Below are 19,053 nucleotides of genomic sequence, written 5' to 3' on the forward strand. Positions count from 1 at the left end.
ATCACCGTCACTAATTAATATTAATATCACATTATCATTAATTATCATTTATCAATAATTCCGTCATTCTATTGTTCTGCGATTCTTCTTTCCTTTCAATCTTCATCCATCCATACCCTGGTTATCCTCGAGCCAAAGGGCGCTCCGGCTCTTTGGACAGCATTTTTAGTATGAACAAAACGACGATAAGCTCCGCCATAAAGCCAAGGGATTGAGCTAAGGCCCCGATGGTTCCATTCCATCCTGGTGCGGCAAGAATACAGACGATCAGGGTGATAATAGTAATGGCCACGTTAGAGCCTTGCGACCAGACCATAATTTTGGTCTGCCCTCGCAGCATTACGATCCCGTTGAAGAAATCCAGCCAGGGAAAGATCAGATTCATGATCATGAAGACACGCAGTGCCCCCAAGCTGGCTTGCATAAGCTCTTCGCTGATCCCCATCTGAGACTCCATGAACCAGGGACCGATCGGAGTATAGGCCAGCATGCCCACTAATAAAGAAGGGATGAAGGAAAGCATCAACGTAAAACGAATGACCTGACGACGGTCCGTTCGATAGAAATTGAGAACGATTTGATGAATGTAAGAAAAAAAACTTTGTGCCAATTGGGCGACACTGAAAGCAATCGCATAGGAAGCGATGGCCAGTTCCATGTTGGTCGTTTTGCCGAGCATGGCATTAATAGCCGGACCAACGACTACGGCAAGCAGAGAATAGTAGAGCAGCGGACGGTAAAATTGAAATATTTGACCTTTATTCGTGATCGGATGGTCTTCGAGCTTCTCCGGAATGACTCTTTTGAGTAATTTCCGCCCTTCCCAGACACTGATGGCGGCTTCAATTATCATTCCAAGCAGGAAGATAAGCGCTCCTACAGAACCACTGTTCACCTGATTAGTCATAATGAAATATTGGGCCAGGGCATACATTCCGATCAGTCGAATAATCATGCCGATGGTCAGCCACGTAGTTCGCTTATTGAAAATAATTATGCCGTGATACAGGCAGCGGATGCCTGAGAAAATACTTACGAACATCATAATACGATAGGCGCTAATCGTATCCTCGAGTCCGCTTTCGGATACTCCGAAAAAGTAAAGGAACACATAGCGGCCAATGCCGGTATAAGAGATGATAAGTCCCAGCACAAAGACGCAAGCAAAAACATACAGGGCAATCGCACTCATAGCGCGAAAGGAGACACGGTCACGCACAAGCGCCGAGCAAGTTTGACGCAAGAGGGCCGCCGGTTTCTCGGTAATGCCCAGCAGGCTTAAAGCGATTGCATAGCTGGCGATGACTGCTTCCGGCTGGGCTGCTCTGGCCAGTGTACTATTGATAATGACATGGGAAATCGTCACTAAACTGGCCGACACTCCAAGCGGAATAAAAAAAGCGAACAGCTTGGACAGCCGGACCTGGCTGGTTGAACCGGCTGAAGTTCGCGGATCGACTTGGATATTCATGATGATGATACTCCTTTGGAAGGAACACAAGTTGTTGTTAGGATGTTCAATAATTCGTCAAAATTAATTCTAGTATATCACATGCTCAGGAAATTGAGAGATAAAAATAGAGCCGGATTCAAGATATCTCCCCTCAACCCGGCGTAAAGACTGGCGGTTAGGCGCCAGAAATGATACATTTAATTAAATGATATTACCGTTAAAAAGGGGATAGGGGTTTGTGGAGACCGGAATTTATATATGACGTGCGTTTGGGTATCCATGTACCGGACTTGCCTCAGGAATGGGCGAGTTACTCGGAGGAGGATCGGTCCGAAATCCTTTTTCAATGGGAACAAATCCGGGGAAGAATTCCCGATCGGATCAAAGAGATCGAGATGAGGATAATAGAGAAGCAGGAGAGGTTGAATATAGAGGACAATTTCACTGTTTCCTGCAGGCTGAACTCGGAAATCGCCGAACTGGCGAGCAGGATCAATGATCTGCATCTGTGGTATCGGGTCAATCAGGAAATATCCGCGAGAGAGCATCATTAACAGGAACTCCGATAGGAGTTCGTAATAAGAGTAAGAGCTCAGGCCGTTTTAAAACAGGATCGAATTCGAAATGAAATGACGGATGAAGCAATAGGAGGTACCTATGATAGACAGGTTTGTGCCTGAAATAGTTCAGGCATTGTGGAAGCACGAGCCGTCCCTTCACCCGAAAGGTACGTGGCAGCAGGAATTGAACGCCAGAATTGCTTCGGTAAACCCGGAACAACTAGGATCGGTGGATTCCGCTAAACTTCCATACGGTCTTGCGGTTAAATCCGGGCTGTATTTATGGAATGAGGATTTGTATGAATCCCACGAATTGTCACAACAAATCGATAACGAAACGGGCAGTTTCTGGCACGGTATCATGCATCGAATGGAGGGAGATTACGGGAACGCGAAATACTGGTTTCGTCGAACTGGCGTTCATCCGGTTCACAGCCAGATTCACGATCGGGTTAAAGGTATCTTCTCCGGTCGGGAAGGGGGCTTTGCCTCATCTTCGCATTTTTCCGGGCTGTCTGCTCTCGCCAGTCATGGAGAATGGGACCCTTATCGTTTTACCGATCTGGTAGAGTCGACAAGCGGTTCCAACGATCAACCGGTCATTCGGCTAATGCAGACCATCCAGCGGCTGGAGATTGTCCTTCTGCTCGAATACAGCTACCAACAATATTGTGGGGGTTCGCTCATTGAGTATTCATCGTGATGCCGCCCGACTGTTTCCACGTAATCCTCTGCGTCTGATGCACCGGGTCTACCGCTATGTTCTGCCTGGAGTAAAGAACGAATTGAAGCAATGGAGGGAAGTAGCTGATCAGATTCCGGATGACGAGCTGAGGCAGCAAGCGATCGACAGCATGACCACCAAGCAGTTCCATTGCCAGGGGGGAGCTGTCTACGCTGCGGCTAACTTGCCTTCCCGCCATATTCTTATTCCGCTGATTGTCGCATTCCAAACGATCAGCGACTATCTGGACAATTTATGCGATCGGAGCACGTCGCTGGATCCCCAGGATTTTCGCCGGCTTCATCAATCGATGCTGGATGCTGTCGATCCCGAAGCCCCGCTTCATGATTATTACGAATTCCGACAGGAAAAGGAAGACGGAGGATATCTGCAGAGTCTGGTACAGACCTGTCAAGCGAATATCCGCAAGCTGCCTTCCTATAAGCTGGTTGAGAAGGAAATCAGAGAGTTGGTTTCTCTGTATTGTGACCTGCAGGTGTATAAACATATTCGCCATGATCTGCGAGAGGCCGAGCTTCTCCGATGGTGGGATCAGCATGCAGGGAACTATAGTCAGCTGCGATGGAATGAATTTGCCGCCGCCACCGGCTCTACCCTGGGGGTATTCATGCTGTTTCTTGCCGCGAAGGATACACAGCTGACGAAGGAACGGGTAGCGGATATTCGCAAGGCTTATTTCCCGTACGTCTGTAGTCTCCACATTTTGCTTGATTATTTAATAGATCAGGAAGAAGACCGGGTCGGCGGGGATCTTAATTTCTGCAGCTATTACGAGACAATGGATCAATCGGTCGACCGGATTGCCGAGATTGTGCTCCGTGCCCGCGACCGGGTAGCAGTACTCGAAGCCCCGGCGTTTCACCGGATGATTATTGAAGGGCTGATCGCCTTGTATTTATCCGATCCGAAGGTGAGCAAGCAGAATGAAGTGAAACGGATTTCCCGCCAGCTGATGAAGAACAGCCCGATGACCCGATTGTTCTTCTGGGCTAACAGCATATGGATTCGCGCTAATTCGTAATTGGCGGCTGCTGCAATACAATTAGCAGCCCCAGTCTTGAATTCTTGTGGTTTCGGGGTGGCTCTCCGAACGATGGATAATAACGGAATCCATTCTTTTTACAGAAAGTATTCCATTATGGGGCCATTTTTTTTTATAATGGGTTTAGCTTACTTGCTACTTAGGGGGAAAGAACTGATGACAGTTAAATCAATTGCAGTACTGACGAGCGGCGGCGATTCCCAAGGAATGAATGCTGCCGTTCGTTCGGTAGTTAGAAGCGCACTTTTTCATAACCTGGATGTCTATGCTGTTCAGAGAGGATTTCAGGGATTGATTACGGACGATATCCGTCAGATGGATTTGCGCAGTGTGGGGGATATTATTCAACGCGGAGGAACTATTCTGCAAACCGCCCGCTGCAAAGAGTTCCAGACGGAAGAAGGTCAACGGATCGCTGCGGAGAACCTGCGCAAAAGAGGGATCGACAGCCTGGTCGTTATTGGCGGCGACGGCTCGTATCAAGGGGCTAACAAGTTATCCCAATTAGGAATTCGGACGATGGGGCTGCCGGGGACGATCGATAATGATATTGCTTTTACCGACTTTACGATTGGCTTTGATACCGCGGTCAGCATTGTAGTAGACGCTATTAACAAGCTGAGGGATACGATGACCTCACATGAAAGGTCCTCGGTCGTTGAAGTGATGGGACGCCGTTGCGGGGACATCGCACTGTATGCCGGACTGGCCAGCGGAGCGGAGACAATTCTCGTACCCGAGGTGCCGTTTGATTTGAAGGAAGTGGCCGAACGGATGCGGGACAACTTCGATAATGGAAAGCGGCATAGCATTATTCTGACGGCGGAAGGCGTCGGCAAGGGAGAGGATATTGCGCAGACCATCGGGAAGCTGAACGACATTGAAGTTCGCGTGACCGTGCTTGGCCATATCCAAAGGGGGGGCACCCCGACCCATAACGATCGGATTCTGGCGGGAAGGCTGGGGGATTTTGCCGTTCACCGCTTGCTGGCCGGGGATTCCGGCAAAGCTTGCGGAGTGATCCGCGGCGACCTTGTCGCCACCGACATTAACGTGGTCGTCAACACAAAGAAAGATTTTGATATGGAGCTGTATAATCTGGCTCTACGTTTATCTCAATAGAAGGAAGAAGAAGAGGCGCCGCATGAGCAGCGCCTCTTCTTCTCGCAGCAGACCCTTTGGCCCGAGGCTCCCTTATTCCACCCGCTGTGAGGACGAGATAGCCTGCAGGATCTCCTCGGTGGGAGGCAATCCCCGTTTCGCGTAGGCGATTTTGCCGTCCAGGCCAATGACATAAACGGTTCGTTTTTGCGGCAGCAGACCGAGGAGCATTTTACCGACGCCGTACATTTCATTGATTTTACCGCCCTCATCATGAACCAACGGAAAATCAAAGTTATGATGATCGGCAAACTTGCTATGCTTGGCCAGAGAAGCCGGATTGATCCCGGCCACAAAGGCGTCATATTGGGCGTAGTCTTCCTTGGCATCGCGGACGGCGCACAGCTGTGCTGTGCAGCCAGGAGTTTCATCCACGGGATAAAAGATGAGGACGACAGGCCGCTTGCCTACGTATTCATTAAGCGCGATAATCCCTTGGGTGCTTTCTGCGATAAAAATGGGAGCGGATTGTCCAACGGAAAGCATGACCGGTCCCTCCTTGTGTATAGTTCCAATCTATTGTAAACGATGAGAGGGTCCGAATGAAAGTCGCGAAGGTGGGGTGGCTGGCGAACAAAGCGAGGGAGTCGATTCATTGTAGATAGCAATACATTAGCGACACACTGTAGACTGTCGGTAGTGATGGATACATTAGCGATACATTTAGATAGCGCCCATGCTGGGCGCATCACTTTGCTCGACATCCCACCTGGGATTCGATATATAATCGCAGGGAAATCGTGCCGGGGAGTGCCCAATCGTTCTAACGAAACTGGGCAGCCTTATTTGGGCGATAGTGTCCCTAGATCCAGCGTTGTCCCATGGGAGATAGTGTTTCTAATCCAGCAGCAGCTGCTACATAGAAATTGGAGTGCAAATGTGCCTCTTAAATCAACCTTTTTCCCGGAAATAGAGATTCAAGTGCAAAAGTACCCTTTAATTTGACGAAATCGTCCAATTTGCTCAAAACGTAGAAAATAGAGCGCATTTTTACATCTTAATCGCAAAAATGGCTAAAACGGTAGAATGGGGGTGCATATTTGCACCTAAATTTTTATCAAATCTTCTCTAATCGGAGTGAAGGCGTCCAGCAAAGCTGAAGGCTCCAAAGCCGTCACGCCATGGCGGGCGTTGCCCGGGATATAAATCGTTTCTCCGGCCGACACGATATGCTTCCGACCATCAATGCGGAATTCGAAGGAGCCTTGCAAGCAGTAGGACATTTGTTCATGAGGGTGACTGTGTTCATAGCCTTCCGCTCCAGCTTCGAAATGAACCTCCATCATCATCAGGCCCTTTTGCGCATTTAATATTTTTCTTCGGACACCTGGTTCTGCCGCTTCCCAAATCCCTATATTAGACATAGATGTCTCCTCCTTCTTTATAGTAATCTTCTATGCTCCCTTTCCAAAAAACGCCGATTAGTTCACCTTGACATTCAACCGGGCAAAAAAATCCGAGACGGCAAAATGCGATGCACCCAATACAGCTGAATGAGTGCCGAGGCATGAAAATTCGATCGCTGTCCGATGACGGTGAACGGGCAGTACTCGTTCGTTAAAAGTATCCAGCATCGACGGCTTGATCCATGGCTGGGCAATGGTCATCCGGTTGCCGATAATGACCAGTTCGGGGTTGAACGTATTTACAATGTTGGATAATCCTATCCCGATGGATTCACCAATCTGTCCGAACAGTCGAATCACTTCCGGATTCTGCTGCCCGGCGGCTTGCACAAGCGAGTCTAGATCGAGGGCCTGATCGCAATCCTTCCCGGATAGTCCGGACAAGGCTAAAGCTTTCGCCTGCTCAAGCAGAGCATTCTCCGAGGCATAGAGCTCCCAGCATCCTTGGTTGCCGCATCTGCACGGTCTGCCGTTGGCCTCCACAGTCATGTGACCCATCTCTCCGGAGAATCCCGAAGAGCCTCTGTACAATTCCCCGTTGATCACAATGCCGATCCCGATTCCGATTCCAATACTTACATAGACGACATCCGAAAATGTACGGCCGGCCCCGAACCGCTTTTCTCCCATAGCTCCCGCATTGGCTTCGTTATCAATCGTGACTGGACGTTCGAACTCCTCCGTAAGCAGCGAATACAGGTCGGTTTCGCTCCATTGCAAATTGGGTGCCATTCGCACGCTTCCTTTATCATCGACTATTCCCGGAAAGCCAATCCCGATTCCGATGACACCGTATGGACTGGGAGGGGCTTGATGAATCATGTCGTGAATGGATTGTTTAAGCAGTGTCAGCACGGCGTCCTTGGAACGATCGGCGATCCGAACGCTTTGCTCCTCTACGATATTTCCTTCCAGATCGGTCAACACCGTCAGAATGTAGTTGACTCCCAGATCCACCCCCACTGCATAGCCTGCCGTTTTATTGAATAATATTAGAACCGGCTTGCGCCCGCCGCTGGAAGGACCGGGACCGATTTCGACGACGAGCCCGCTCTCGATCAACTCGTTGACCAAGCTGGATACCGTACCTTTATGAAGCCCGGTCAACGCTGAGGTTTGCGCCCGGGATAACGGAGAATGACGGCGAATGGTCTCCAGTACAATGCTCCTATTGATTTCCTTAACTAAATGCTGATCCCCTGTTCGTTTCATAAATTCCTCCAAATGAATGACCCAGTCTACTAAAACCAATTTATCAATGAAAGAGAAAAAGCACAAATGAAATATATAAGTAAACTTAGTATAATGGATGTACAAACTTTCGAAAACCTGATAAGATGACTTTAGACAGCCCAATGTGAAATGTTAGAGGACTATTGTTGTTCATTGTTATGATTGGAAAAGCATACGCTTACAAGGAGGTTTTTTGTATGGACTGGTTCAGCCATATCGGCAGCATTAAGCATGAAGGCCGCAGTTCAGCCAACCCTCTAGCCTACAAGCATTATGACCCTAAGGCGATCATTGCCGGCCAAACGATGGAGGAGCATCTTCGCTTCTCGGTTGCTTATTGGCATACCTTGACGGGTACTGGTGCTGATCCGTTCGGAGAGGGGACGGCGATGAGGCCGTGGGAGCGTTACTCAGGAATGGATCTGGCCAAAGCGAGGGTGGAGGCATTGTTCGAGTTCCTGGACAAGCTCGGAGTCCGTTATTTTTGCTTCCATGATCGGGATATTGCTCCCGAAGGAGAGACGCTTCAGGAAACGAACCGAAATCTGGATACGATAGTAGACATGATTAAGCAATCGATGAAAGCAAGCGGGGTCAAGCTGCTGTGGAACACTGCTAACATGTTCCATCATCCGAGATTTGTTCACGGAGCAGGAACGGCCTGTAATGCCGATGTTTATGCTTATGCGGGGGCCCAATTGAAGAAAAGCCTGGAGATCGGGAAGGAGCTCGGGGCCGAGAACTATGTATTCTGGGGCGGCCGGGAGGGCTATGAAACGCTGCTGAATACGAATATGCAGCTGGAAATGGACAATCTGGCCAATCTGTACCGAATGGCGGTTGATTACGCCCAGGAAATCGGATTCGACGCTCAATTTCTAATCGAACCGAAGCCGAAGGAGCCGACCAAGCATCAGTATGATTTCGATGCAGCCACGACCATCGCTTTCTTGCAGCAGTATGGATTGGCAGGGCATTTCAAGCTGAATTTGGAAGCCAATCATGCTACTCTGGCGGGGCACACATTCGAGCACGAAATTCGTGTCGCCCGTATGTACGGGATGCTTGGTTCCCTGGATGCGAACCAGGGAGATTTACTGCTTGGCTGGGATACCGACGAGTTTCCGACCGATCTGTATTCGACGACGCTGACGATGGTGGAGCTATTGAAGAATGGCGGGCTGGGCCGGGGCGGAATTAACTTTGACGCGAAGGTAAGAAGGGGATCATTCGAGCCGGAGGATTTATTTTACGCGCATATTGCCGGAATGGATAGCTTTGCCAGAGGGCTCAAAGCGGCGGCCAAGTTGATTGAGGAAAGATTGCTGGATGAGTTTATCGAGCGGAGATACCGGAGCTTTACAGAGGGGATTGGACAGCAAATCGTATCGGGTCAGGCGACTCTTCACACCCTCGAGCAGTATGCGCTGGAGAATCGTCCTATACGGAACGAGTCCGGCAGACAGGAAGCGTTAAAGGCTGCTATTAATGAAATCATTTTTTCCGTATAAGTCCGTATAAATGGAGAGCGGAGCTGTGAAAAATCTTGCTTTTTCGGGAGTGCGATAAGGATGAACTATGTTATCGGCATAGACTTGGGGACGAGCTCGGTCAAATGTATACTGGTAAGCCGGGAAGGAAAGGTGCGCGGCGAAGTGTCGCGCGAATATCCGCTGCTGCAGCCCCAATCCGGGTATAATGAGCAGGACCCGGAGGAATGGGTGCGGCAAACCGTCCTAGGTTTGCAAGCTTTGGTGCAGCAGGCGGAGATCGCTCCTGCAGAGATCGCCGGAATCAGCTTCTCCGGACAAATGCATGGCCTCGTGTTGTTAGACGACGAGAATAGGCCGGTCCGTCCGGCTATTCTGTGGAACGATACGAGAACGACAGCCGAGTGCAGGGAAATCGAGGCAAAGCTGGGCAACACATTGCTGGCGATTGCCAGAAATCCGGCGTTGGAAGGCTTCACCCTGCCGAAGGTGCTGTGGGTGCGCGAGAACGAGCCGGAATCGTTCCGCCGCTCCTCCCGGTTTGTGCTACCCAAAGACTACTTGCGATACCGGTTAACCGGGCAGCTCCACATCGATTATTCCGATGCGGCGGGGACGCTGCTGCTCGATGTTGGCGGCAGGCGCTGGAGTGAGACGATCTGCCGGATGTTTGACCTTCCGGAAGGCTTCTGCCCTCCGCTGGTCGAATCGCACGCGTATATCGGAAATCTGCTGCCGGAGATCGCTGCATCGACCGGCTTGCTTCCCGCGACCCAAGTGTTCGCCGGAGGCGCGGACAATGCTTGCGGAGCGCTTGGCGCTGGAATATTGGCGCCTGGAGAAATATTATGCAGTATTGGCACTTCCGGCGTCATTTTAGGCTACGAGCCGAGTTCGCATGCCGACTTCCATGGAAAGCTGCATTTTTTTAATCATGCACAGGAGAATGCCTATTATGCGATGGGCGTTACGCTGGCGGCCGGTTACAGCTTAAGCTGGTTTAAAAGAAATTTTGCCTCAAATGACAGCTTTGAGGAGTTGATGGAGCAAGCTTCCCACGTTCCTCCCGGCGCTAACGGGCTGTTATTTACCCCGTATTTGTCCGGGGAGCGGACGCCTCATGCGGATTCGGCCATACGGGGCAGCTTCATCGGAATGGACGGCTCCCATACGAAAGCGGATTTGGTGCGGGCCGTTCTGGAAGGAATCACCTTCTCTCTCCATGAATCGGTCGAGCTGCTGCGGGCGGCGGGCAGACGTGTCGATACGATCGTGTCGATCGGGGGCGGCGCGAAAAGCGACGTCTGGCTCCAACTGCAGGCCGATATTTTCGCCGCTGAGGTCGTCAAGCTGGACAACGAGCAAGGGCCGGGCATGGGGGCGGCTATGCTGGCCGCCTATGGCTGCGGCTGGTACGCATCGCTGGAAGAGTGCGCCGCCCGATTCATCCGCCGCACGAGGAGCTTCGTTCCCTCCGCAGAGGCCAGGGAAAGATATGCGAAGTTGTATAGCATCTACCGCAAAGTATACGGGGCGACCCGACAGCTAAGTGAAGAGCTTCTCCCATTCAGAAGCGGCTCCTAAGCTTCTAACAAGGAGAATGACACCTGTCCGGTGCGTATTGCATCGACGGCACGGGGCAGTCCCTTTTCATACAAATACAAGCCTTGAGTTCTCCTTGCATATCGTGTAATCCTCTTTGTCATCATTGTCAGCCTTGTCGTTCTTGTAGTCCCGCAGGAGGGACGCCAATCAGATGCCATGTCCTTATACCGACTTGTTGAATGGAAGCAGGGGCGGAGCTGCCGCCCATCCTATCAATTTAAGGGAGTTGGAAGAGATGAACCATGTTCGCGTAGGAATGATAGGCTATAAATTTATGGGCAAGGCACACAGCCACGCTTACCGGGATCTCCCTATGTTCTTCCCGCAGACGGCGGTGCCGGTTATGAAAGCTATTTGCGGTCGGGATTTGCACGCTGTGAAGCAGGCCGCCGACCAGTTCGGCTGGGAAAGCTACGAAACGGACTGGCGAAGCTTAATCGACCGGGACGACATCGATTTAGTCGACATCAATGCGCCGAGTAATGTACATAAAGATATTGCCATTGCTGCCGCGAGGGCGGGGAAACACCTTTTTTGCGAGAAGCCGCTTTCTGTGACGCTGGAGGAAGCCAGAGCCATGCTGGCGGAGGCTAACCGTGCGGGAGTCAAGCATATGATCGGCTTCAACTACCGTTTTGCTCCAGCCGTTCAGTTGGCGAAGAAGCTCGTGAGCGAGGGCCGTCTCGGACGAATCTATCATTTTCGCGCCTGGTTTTTGCAGGACTGGATTGTCGATCCCCAGTTTCCGCTCGTCTGGAGGCTGCAGAAGGAAGTAGCCGGGTCCGGTACGCATGGCGACCTGGGAGCGCATCTGATCGATCTCGCCCGTTACTTGGTAGGCGAACTGGCGGAAGTTATCGGCATGAGTGAAACTTTTATTACGGAACGTCCGCTGCCAGATTCGATGGAGGGCCTAAGTGCTCGGGGCAGTAAGGATGCGCCCAAAGGAAAGGTCGATGTAGATGACGCGACCCTCTTTCTCGCCCGATTTGCTGACGGCGCGTTGGGAAGCTTCGAGGCGACCCGCATGGCACCGGGGCATCGCTGCACGAATGCGTTTGAAATTAACGGCAGTCTGGGAAGCGTCAAGTTTGACTTTGAACGGATGAACGAGCTTCAGGTCTACTTTACGGACGATGCTGATGATGTTCAAGGTTTCCGCAGGGTGCTGGCGACGGATCCGGCCCATGCTTATATGGGGGCCTGGTGGCCCCCGGGTCATACGATTGGCTTTGAGCATACCTTCATTCATGAAGTGGTGGAACTGCTGGATGCGATTCGCGAGGATCGCCAGCCTGTGCCTAATTTTGAGGATGGGGTGCGGTGCCAGGAGGTGCTGGAGGCTGTAGAACGATCGATTGCGGATCGGCGCTGGTTCCGGATCGAGGAAGTTTAAACAAGGGAGGCGATAGAATGAAACAGGCATTGATCGTTCAAGGAGGCTGGGAAGGCCATCAGCCGGCGGAAGTTGCTGAGCTGCTGGCGCAGCAATTGAGGGAGGAAAGCTTCCAGGTGGAAGTATCCGATACGCTTGACAGCTTCTTGGATGCGGAGAAGCTTGCTTGCCAGGATCTCATCGTTCCGGTATGGACGATGGGGCAAATCTCGAAGGAGCAGCTCAAGCCTCTGCTTGAAGCGGTCAAGAGCGGCACTGGAATTGCCGGCTGTCACGGAGGAATGGGCGATTCCTTTCGCAATGAAACCCAGTACCAATATATGGTCGGCGGTCAATGGGTGGCCCATCCTGGAGGAGATGGAGTTCACTATGACGTCTTTATAAAGGAATCGAAGCATCCGATTATGGCAGGAATCGAAGATTTTCAGGTTTGCTCCGAGCAGTATTATATGCATATTGATCCGGCCATTCATGTGCTGGCTACGACCCGATTCGGTGACGTAGAAATGCCGGTCGCCTGGACCAAAACCTACGGCGAAGGCAGTGTATTCTACTGCTCCCTCGGTCATCAGGCCGATATTGTTGCGATGCCTCCGGTTCTCCGGATGATGCGGCAAGGAATGATTTGGGCAGCGAGATCATCAGTTGGGAGCCCGTTCTGATGGGGACAATTCTTTTGAGAGAGGAGCGGCAGAGATGAGCAAAGTTAAAGTGGGCATTATTGGTTGTGGCAAAATAAGCGGAATTTATTTTACCAATCTCCAGACATACGACTTACTGGAGGTAAAGGCCTGTGCGGATCTCGATTTGGCAAGAGCGCAAGCCAAGGCGAAGGAATTCCAGATTCCGGTTGCCTGCACGGTAAAGCAGCTATTGGGCGATCCGGACATTCAAATCGTTATTAATTTGACGGTGCCCCAGGCTCACGCGGAGATTTGCCTGGCGGCACTGGAAGCAGGCAAGCATGTGTATGTTGAAAAACCGCTAGCCGTTACAAGGGGAGACGCGCGGAGAATCCTGGATAAAGCCAAGCAAAAAAATCTCCTGGTCGGCTGCGCTCCGGACACTTTCCTCGGAGGCGGTATTCAAACCAGCCGCAAGCTGATCGACGACGGTTGGATCGGCCGTCCGGTGGCCGCCTCCGCCTTTATGATGAGCGGTGGCCATGAATCGTGGCACCCGGACCCGGAATTTTATTACTTGCCCGGCGGCGGTCCGATGTTCGATATGGGCCCGTATTATTTAACCGCCCTCGTTCATCTTCTCGGGCCGATTAGGCGCGTAACCGGGTCGGCGAATATCACCTTCGCCGAAAGAACGATAACAAGCGAGCCAAAATTTGGCCAGGTTATTCAAGTACAGACCCCGACCCATGTGACGGGCATCCTCGACTTTGCTTCCGGGGCCACTGCGACGATGATTACAAGCTTTGATATCGTTGGAGGATCAGCCCTTCCCAGGATTGAAATTTACGGCAGTGAAGGTACACTGAGCGTTCCCAATCCGAATACGTATGCCGGCCCTGTCAGGATCCGCGGGAAGGAAGCGAAGGAATGGAGCGAGGTTCCTCTCACGCATGGCTATACGGACAATAGCCGAGGCCTAGGTGTGTTGGATATGGCCTACGCTCTGCGCAGCGGAAGGACGCACCGGGCCAACGGCGAATTAGCTTATCATGTGCTGGAAGCGATGCACGGTATTCACGATGCGGCTAAAGAGGGGAGGCACTATGAAATGAAGAGCACTTGTGAGCAGCCGGCTCCGCTGCCTCTCGGATTACGAGCCGACACATTGGACGAGTGAGCTGATTTAGCTGCGGGATCTGTCAAGACTTGCGCCGAAATCGAGCCGACCAGCGTGGAGTCGCTTTTATATGAACTGCTGGAAAGAGCCGACAAGGAAGAATTCAGAGCGATTCTATCCATTAATAAATAGTGCATTTAATAGAGTATCGCCTGCCAGAGAACGGCGGTTGATTCGGAATGGTTTCTGAATCGGCTGCTGTTTTTTGGCTATTCTGCTTTCGGTTGTGACCTACGTTCTGCAGCAACGTGGCGCCTAAGAGGGCCCGTATGTACGGTGAGGCGTCACGATATGATATTTTACTATTTTTTGAGAGTTAATCATTTTCCCCAATCAAAACTATCTTCTCCCTCATAGATTATAGCATTAAGAGAAAGGAGGTTATTTCGCATGGAAAATATAATCTCGAACATGGAAGAGTCTCTGGTAGAAATCAGTAAAAAATCTCGCGGCACTTGCGGCACTCGCGGCACCCGCGGCACTTGCGGCACTCGTGGCACTTGCGGCACTCGCGGCACCCGTGGCACTCACTGTACCCGCGGCACTCGCGGCACCCGTGGCACTCACTGTACCCGCGGCACTCGCGGCACCCGTGGCACTTGCGGCACTCGCGGCACCCGTGGCACTCACTGTACCCGCGGCACTCGCGGCACCCGTGGCACTCACTGTACCCGCGGCACTCGCGGCACCCGTGGCACTCACTGTACCCGCGGCACTCGCGGCACCCGTGGCACTCGCGGCACTCGCGGCACCCGTGGCACTCACTGTACCCGCGGCACTCGTGGCAAACGCTAGGACTCTGCAGGAATTGCCGATGAAGGCGAAATCTGCTAGCGGATGATAATGCCGACAGGCGCTGCAGCCATCTCTGCTGGGCAAAGGCCGTGTCATTGAACTCCTCAGCCGAATAATGTAATGAAAGGCCTATCTGAAAGGATAGGCTTTTTTAACATTTATTTATAAATTCCGGGGCTCCCCGTAAAGTAATAGGAATACGCTTCGAAGGCTAGACGTCACTTTGCGGGGTTATTTTATATTCATCTTCTACGGCGTTCGGCTATATTTCAGGCACTTTCCTTCGGAACGGAAGGACAATTTTTTATAGTGCCACTTATGTATCGGGATTTGGTGGGCGCATGTAGGAATGTTAATGGCATGTATTCGGAAGAAGGTGAAGCTATTCATGACTATACCGAGAAGGCAGCTGAAAATAACGCAGGGCCAGTGGAAACTGCTTCATAAAGACGTATGGAGCGATCAATTTGTGAACGCCCTCTATAAAAAGAAGGGCCAGTGGATACCCGCCAAAATACGGGTTCGAGGTGGACATACACGCAGCTATCCGAAAAAATCATACGAAATGACAATTCAGGGACGAACGGTTCATTGTAATGCCGAGTACGATGATCCCTCCATGATTCGCAACGCTCTTTCTTTTCGTTTCTTTGAACGAATCGGCGTGCCGAGCCCACAAACCAAATTTTCGCTCCTCGAAGTGAACCATGAACCACGAGGAGTCTACCTGGAAATTGAGGCGGTGGACCGGTTATTTTTTAGAAAAAGGCGTATCCCGATCCAATCCCTAGTTTACGCTACTAACGACGATGCCAATTTCGGGCTTATCAGTCCCGAAACGAAGCGAAAGAAGCCTTCGCTCTTTGACGGATACCGTTTAATGATCGGCAGCGAGACCGAACGAAGGCGATTGGAATCGTTCATTTCTAATGTTAACGCTTTAGGTCCGGACCGTTTACAGAGCTATTTAGCCACTCATCTCGATATTGATAATTATTTAAGATGGCTGGCCGGAGCAGTGCTTACAGGAAATTACGACGGGTTTAATCAAAACTACGCTCTATATTGGCATAAAAAACACCGCCGCTACAGAATCATCCCCTGGGATTACGAAGGGACATGGGGACGGGACAGCTATGGCAAATATTTTGGCAGCCGACCCGTTCCGGTTACCGGAAAAAACACATTAACTAAAAAACTGCTGGCGATAGAGCCGTTTCGTCAAAAGTATAAAGCTATTCTTCGTCTGATATTAAAAAATGTGTTTACGACGAGGAAGCTGTCCCCGCTCATCCGTCGGCTGCATGGCGGCATCAGCAAGAATGTGGAGACGGACCGAACTCGAAAATATTCCGCCGCCCAGTTCCGTTCCGAACGCCGGTTTATCCTTAAGTATATTGAACAAAGGAGAAAGGTCGTTCTACAGGAAATGAGAAAATTATAGCGGGACGATAGTGTGAACAATCAGCTCCTGAATCGAAGCCGCGACCATCCGCTAATGATATAACCACCGGGAATAACAGAGTTTCCCGGCATGCCCAATCAGGCTTCTCCGATAGAGAAGCCATTCTTCTGACGGCGGGTTACATGATGTTCAGAGCCTGTGCGGAAGAGCGGATAATGAGCTCTGGGGGCAGCACGATTTTGCGGTAGTCTCCCTCGGACTTATCCTGAATTCGTTCGATGAGCAGTTGAATGCCGAGAGCTCCGAACTGGTAGGCCGGTTGGGAAGCCACGGTCAGGAATGGGTCAAGACTCAGGCTTTCGCCAAAATCATCGAAGCAGACGACCGAAATTTGCTTCGGCACAGAAATTCCTTTGGCTCGCAAGGAACGTATGGCTCCGATCGCAAGAAAATTGTTCGCTGCGAAGATCGCTGTAGGGGGATCGGTTTGCTGAAGAAGAGAGTCCATGGCCAGGTTCTCCGCAGCCGGCTTATAGTCTAGTTCCACTACGAGGCGATCATCATAGGCCAGATCGTTCAGCTTGAGGGCTTCCTTGTAGCCTGCCAGTCTATGGCGGGCGGTGGAGACATGCAGAGGCCCGTTCAGTAGAGCGATCCGCTTGTGTCCGAGTGAGATCAAATGCTCGACGAGCTGTCTCGCTCCTGCTCTGCTGTCTCCAAGCACCATATCGGTTTCGAAGCCGGGCACTTCCCGGTCGAGCAAAACCAAAGGAATGTTATGGGTACGAAGAATGGAGAGATGCTCTAGCGAAGCATCGCCGGTCGGAGCGAATAGAACTCCGTCCACCCTCGCGGTCAACATCATGTCGACATATTCCTTTTCCTTCTGCAAATTTTCGTCACTGTTGCCAAAAAGCAGCTTATATCCCCGCCGCATCGCTGCATCCTCTGCTCCGCGGGCGAGTGTCGTAAAGAAAGGATTCGTAATATCGGTGATCAGAAGAGATAAAATTTTCGTTTCCTGCAGGACGAGGCTTCGGGCCATCGAATTCGGGACGTAATTCATTTCCTCCATTATTTTTTTCACTTTTATTCGCGTCTTCTCGCTAATACGGCCAGAGTTATTGATAACTCTCGATACCGTCATGGCGGACACGTTCGCCTTTTTGGCAATATCATAAATGGTTACCACACATATCGTCCTTCGTTATATAAAATTTTTAATAATAGTTTACCACATTGGGGAGCCGCAGGTCATTATTGTGCTGAAAATCTCCTATTCATGGTGGACCTAGCTTCCTTTTGAAGAAGGCTTCCGTCTTTTGCGATAAAGCGTAAATTCGGGAGGCTTTTGTTCTTAAAAAAACAAATGACGGGCAAAATAAAAACAATTGACAGCCAGAGAAGGAGTTGTTATGTTAGAGTTATCGATAACATTTATAATTTGGGGATGGTGAATGTAATGGCAGCTCCTATTCAAGCCGGGGCAGAGGCACTGATGATGGATGCCAAGGATCATGTGGCTACCGCAATCAAAGATTTGCGTCCGGGAGAGACGATCATTTATCGGGTTGCTGGAGAATCGTATTCTTTGGAAATCATGGAAGCGATTCCGTTCGGACATAAGGTGGCCATTGTCCTGATTTCAGAAGGGACTCACGTTCGGAAATATGGAGAGGTAATCGGACGGGCTACCGAGAATATCGCCCCAGGCTTCCATGTTCATGTTCACAACGTGGAAGGGATTCGCGGAAGAGGAGATCAAGCCCAAGCGGCAGGAGGTGGGAAGGCATGAGTACGTTTATGGGGTACCGCAGAGCGAATGGAGAAGCGGGCATCCGCAATCATCTGTTGATCATTCCGACCGTTATTTGCTCGAATCAAGTATGCAGCCGGATTACTCAACTGGTGCCGGATACGGTCGCTATTCCCCACCAGCACGGATGCAGCCAAATAGGCGCAGACAAGGACAGGACGTTCAATGTACTGGCCGGGACAGGCCGGAACCCCAATGTAGGCGGGGTGATTATCATCAGCCTGGGCTGCGAAGTAGTCGACCCGATCGCGCTCGCCGAAGCGATTAAAGAGACGGGCAAGCCAGTCGAGGTATTCGATATCCAATCCGTGGGCGGGTCGGTTAAGGCGATTCAGCATGGAGTGGAGCTGGCCAAACGGATGAGAGAGCAGCTGGATCGCGAGCAGAAGGTCGAAATACCGCTCAGTGAGCTGAGAGTAGGTGTCAAATGCGGAGGGTCCGATGCGACCTCGGGGCTTGCTTCGAACCCTGCCCTTGGCGTGGCGGCTGACCGTCTGATCGAACAAGGCGGCAGCATCGTCATCGGGGAAACTACCGAAATTATCGGGGCCGAGCATGTGCTGGCCGGACGCTGCCGGACACCGGAAATTTCCGATCAGCTATATCATATTGTCGATCGCTTCGAGAAGGAAGTCGAACGGATGGGGGCTGATATGCGCGGCGGCAATCCGAGCCCGGGCAACATTGCAGGGGGATTGACGACAATAGAGGAAAAATCGCTTGGCTGCATAAGCAAGTGCGGAACCGCGCCCATAGAAGGAATCGTGGAATATGCCGAGGAGCTTCCCGGCAAAGGGCTGTATTTTATGGATTCGCCCGGGAATGACATCGAATGTGTCTCCGGAATGGCGGCGGGCGGTGCGCATATCGTCTGTTTTACGACCGGCCGTGGAACTCCGACCGGCTCAGCGGTAATCCCGGTTATTAAAATAACAGGGAACAAGCAGATGTACGAGCGGATGACGGACAATATGGACGTGGACGTGAGTGATATGCTGTCAGGGACGCTCAGCCTGGAGGAGGCGGGGGGACGAATATGGGAGGAAATTCAGGAAGTGAGCCGGGGCAAATTGACCAAGGCAGAAATTCTCGGACATCAGGAGTTCAGCATTAACCGGATTGGCCCGAGTCTGTAGCTTTTTA

17 protein-coding genes are annotated in these 19,053 nt (G+C 51.3%); 12 read left to right on the top strand and 5 right to left on the bottom strand.

What is annotated here, in order from left to right:
- Nucleotides 1-121: 121 nt before the first annotated feature.
- Entirely contained in the window at nucleotides 122-1,471 is a 1,350-nt protein-coding gene (locus KJS69_RS15050; protein ID WP_213584599.1) for a multi antimicrobial extrusion protein MatE, read from the bottom strand.
- Nucleotides 1,472-1,689: 218 nt separating this feature from the next.
- On the opposite strand from KJS69_RS15050, the gene KJS69_RS15055 reads away from it, so the two are divergent.
- The 4 genes from KJS69_RS15055 to pfkA all read left to right on the top strand — a co-directional run bounded on the left by KJS69_RS15055 (nucleotide 1,690) and on the right by pfkA (nucleotide 4,922).
- Nucleotides 1,690-2,007 carry a hypothetical protein gene (locus KJS69_RS15055; protein ID WP_213584600.1) on the top strand — a complete coding sequence of 106 codons (318 nt, stop codon included), beginning with the start codon at nucleotides 1,690-1,692 and terminating at the stop codon, nucleotides 2,005-2,007.
- Nucleotides 2,008-2,110: 103 nt separating this feature from the next.
- On the top strand, nucleotides 2,111-2,716 hold the full coding sequence (locus KJS69_RS15060) for a hypothetical protein (protein WP_213584601.1): 606 nt from the start codon (nucleotides 2,111-2,113) through the stop codon (nucleotides 2,714-2,716).
- A gap of 37 nt (nucleotides 2,717-2,753) precedes the next feature.
- Nucleotides 2,754-3,779: a tetraprenyl-beta-curcumene synthase family protein gene (locus KJS69_RS15065; protein ID WP_213584754.1), complete on the top strand. Its 1,026-nt coding sequence runs from the start codon at nucleotides 2,754-2,756 to the stop codon at nucleotides 3,777-3,779.
- 177 nt (nucleotides 3,780-3,956) lie between these two features.
- The gene (gene pfkA / locus KJS69_RS15070; RefSeq protein ID WP_213584602.1) at nucleotides 3,957-4,922 is read left to right on the top strand and encodes a 6-phosphofructokinase; all 966 of its coding nucleotides are present in this window, start codon (nucleotides 3,957-3,959) and stop codon (nucleotides 4,920-4,922) included.
- A gap of 72 nt (nucleotides 4,923-4,994) precedes the next feature.
- On the opposite strand, the gene KJS69_RS15075 is transcribed toward pfkA, so the two are convergent.
- From KJS69_RS15075 to KJS69_RS15085, 3 genes are all read right to left on the bottom strand, one after another.
- A complete protein-coding gene (locus tag KJS69_RS15075) occupies nucleotides 4,995-5,447 on the bottom strand; it encodes a peroxiredoxin (RefSeq protein ID WP_213584603.1) in 453 nt (150 codons plus the stop codon).
- Nucleotides 5,448-6,007: 560 nt separating this feature from the next.
- On the bottom strand, nucleotides 6,008-6,325 hold the full coding sequence (locus KJS69_RS15080) for a cupin domain-containing protein (protein WP_213584604.1): 318 nt from the start codon (nucleotides 6,323-6,325) through the stop codon (nucleotides 6,008-6,010).
- A 57-nt stretch (nucleotides 6,326-6,382) separates the two neighbouring features.
- Nucleotides 6,383-7,579 carry an ROK family transcriptional regulator gene (locus tag KJS69_RS15085; RefSeq protein ID WP_213584605.1) on the bottom strand — a complete coding sequence of 399 codons (1,197 nt, stop codon included), beginning with the start codon at nucleotides 7,577-7,579 and terminating at the stop codon, nucleotides 6,383-6,385.
- Nucleotides 7,580-7,797: 218 nt separating this feature from the next.
- Between KJS69_RS15085 and xylA the strand changes: the two genes are divergently transcribed.
- The 6 genes from xylA (at nucleotide 7,798) to KJS69_RS15115 (ending at nucleotide 16,133) form a co-directional block, all read left to right on the top strand.
- Nucleotides 7,798-9,111 carry a xylose isomerase gene (xylA, locus tag KJS69_RS15090; protein WP_213584606.1) on the top strand — a complete coding sequence of 438 codons (1,314 nt, stop codon included), beginning with the start codon at nucleotides 7,798-7,800 and terminating at the stop codon, nucleotides 9,109-9,111.
- A gap of 60 nt (nucleotides 9,112-9,171) precedes the next feature.
- Entirely contained in the window at nucleotides 9,172-10,674 is a 1,503-nt protein-coding gene (xylB, locus tag KJS69_RS15095; RefSeq protein ID WP_213584607.1) for a xylulokinase, read from the top strand.
- Between the two features lie 256 nt (nucleotides 10,675-10,930).
- Nucleotides 10,931-12,091, top strand: coding sequence for a Gfo/Idh/MocA family protein (locus KJS69_RS15100; protein WP_213584755.1), 1,161 nt, complete (start codon nucleotides 10,931-10,933; stop codon nucleotides 12,089-12,091).
- 17 nt (nucleotides 12,092-12,108) lie between these two features.
- Nucleotides 12,109-12,753, top strand: a complete 645-nt coding sequence (locus KJS69_RS15105) for a ThuA domain-containing protein (RefSeq protein WP_213584608.1) — start codon at nucleotides 12,109-12,111, stop codon at nucleotides 12,751-12,753.
- Nucleotides 12,754-12,787: 34 nt separating this feature from the next.
- Entirely contained in the window at nucleotides 12,788-13,894 is a 1,107-nt protein-coding gene (locus KJS69_RS15110) for a Gfo/Idh/MocA family protein (RefSeq protein ID WP_213584609.1), read from the top strand.
- Between the two features lie 1,183 nt (nucleotides 13,895-15,077).
- Nucleotides 15,078-16,133: a CotH kinase family protein gene (locus KJS69_RS15115; RefSeq protein ID WP_213584610.1), complete on the top strand. Its 1,056-nt coding sequence runs from the start codon at nucleotides 15,078-15,080 to the stop codon at nucleotides 16,131-16,133.
- A gap of 139 nt (nucleotides 16,134-16,272) precedes the next feature.
- Here KJS69_RS15115 and KJS69_RS15120 read toward each other — a convergent pair whose 3' ends face one another.
- Nucleotides 16,273-17,286 carry a LacI family DNA-binding transcriptional regulator gene (locus tag KJS69_RS15120; RefSeq protein ID WP_213584611.1) on the bottom strand — a complete coding sequence of 338 codons (1,014 nt, stop codon included), beginning with the start codon at nucleotides 17,284-17,286 and terminating at the stop codon, nucleotides 16,273-16,275.
- Nucleotides 17,287-17,556: 270 nt separating this feature from the next.
- Between KJS69_RS15120 and KJS69_RS15125 the strand changes: the two genes are divergently transcribed.
- Together KJS69_RS15125 and KJS69_RS15130 are read left to right on the top strand one after the other, a co-directional pair.
- Nucleotides 17,557-17,889 carry a UxaA family hydrolase gene (locus KJS69_RS15125; protein WP_213584612.1) on the top strand — a complete coding sequence of 111 codons (333 nt, stop codon included), beginning with the start codon at nucleotides 17,557-17,559 and terminating at the stop codon, nucleotides 17,887-17,889.
- Complete coding sequence (locus tag KJS69_RS15130) at nucleotides 17,886-19,046, top strand: UxaA family hydrolase (RefSeq protein ID WP_213584613.1); 1,161 nt, start codon at nucleotides 17,886-17,888, stop codon at nucleotides 19,044-19,046. The genes KJS69_RS15125 and KJS69_RS15130 overlap by 4 nt, the downstream gene beginning before the upstream one ends.
- Nucleotides 19,047-19,053 lie beyond the last annotated feature (7 nt).

Origin of the sequence: Paenibacillus sp. J2TS4 (genome assembly GCF_018403245.1) — a bacterium.
In the GTDB taxonomy this organism is placed as follows: Bacteria; Bacillota; Bacilli; order Paenibacillales; family NBRC-103111; genus Paenibacillus_L.

Excerpts from the sequence above, each read along its gene's own strand:
- KJS69_RS15050 (WP_213584599.1), bottom strand. The coding sequence starts at position 1,471 with ATGAATATCCAAGTCGATCCGCGAACTTCAGCCGGTTCAACCAGCCAG.
- KJS69_RS15060 (WP_213584601.1), top strand. The coding sequence starts at position 2,111 with ATGATAGACAGGTTTGTGCCTGAAATAGTTCAGGCATTGTGGAAGCAC.
- KJS69_RS15065 (WP_213584754.1), top strand. The coding sequence starts at position 2,754 with ATGCACCGGGTCTACCGCTATGTTCTGCCTGGAGTAAAGAACGAATTG.
- pfkA (WP_213584602.1), top strand. The coding sequence starts at position 3,957 with ATGACAGTTAAATCAATTGCAGTACTGACGAGCGGCGGCGATTCCCAA.
- KJS69_RS15075 (WP_213584603.1), bottom strand. The coding sequence starts at position 5,447 with ATGCTTTCCGTTGGACAATCCGCTCCCATTTTTATCGCAGAAAGCACC.
- KJS69_RS15080 (WP_213584604.1), bottom strand. The coding sequence starts at position 6,325 with ATGTCTAATATAGGGATTTGGGAAGCGGCAGAACCAGGTGTCCGAAGA.
- KJS69_RS15085 (WP_213584605.1), bottom strand. The coding sequence starts at position 7,579 with ATGAAACGAACAGGGGATCAGCATTTAGTTAAGGAAATCAATAGGAGC.
- xylA (WP_213584606.1), top strand. The coding sequence starts at position 7,798 with ATGGACTGGTTCAGCCATATCGGCAGCATTAAGCATGAAGGCCGCAGT.
- xylB (WP_213584607.1), top strand. The coding sequence starts at position 9,172 with ATGAACTATGTTATCGGCATAGACTTGGGGACGAGCTCGGTCAAATGT.
- KJS69_RS15100 (WP_213584755.1), top strand. The coding sequence starts at position 10,931 with ATGAACCATGTTCGCGTAGGAATGATAGGCTATAAATTTATGGGCAAG.
- KJS69_RS15105 (WP_213584608.1), top strand. The coding sequence starts at position 12,109 with ATGAAACAGGCATTGATCGTTCAAGGAGGCTGGGAAGGCCATCAGCCG.
- KJS69_RS15110 (WP_213584609.1), top strand. The coding sequence starts at position 12,788 with ATGAGCAAAGTTAAAGTGGGCATTATTGGTTGTGGCAAAATAAGCGGA.
- KJS69_RS15115 (WP_213584610.1), top strand. The coding sequence starts at position 15,078 with ATGACTATACCGAGAAGGCAGCTGAAAATAACGCAGGGCCAGTGGAAA.
- KJS69_RS15125 (WP_213584612.1), top strand. The coding sequence starts at position 17,557 with ATGGCAGCTCCTATTCAAGCCGGGGCAGAGGCACTGATGATGGATGCC.
- KJS69_RS15130 (WP_213584613.1), top strand. The coding sequence starts at position 17,886 with ATGAGTACGTTTATGGGGTACCGCAGAGCGAATGGAGAAGCGGGCATC.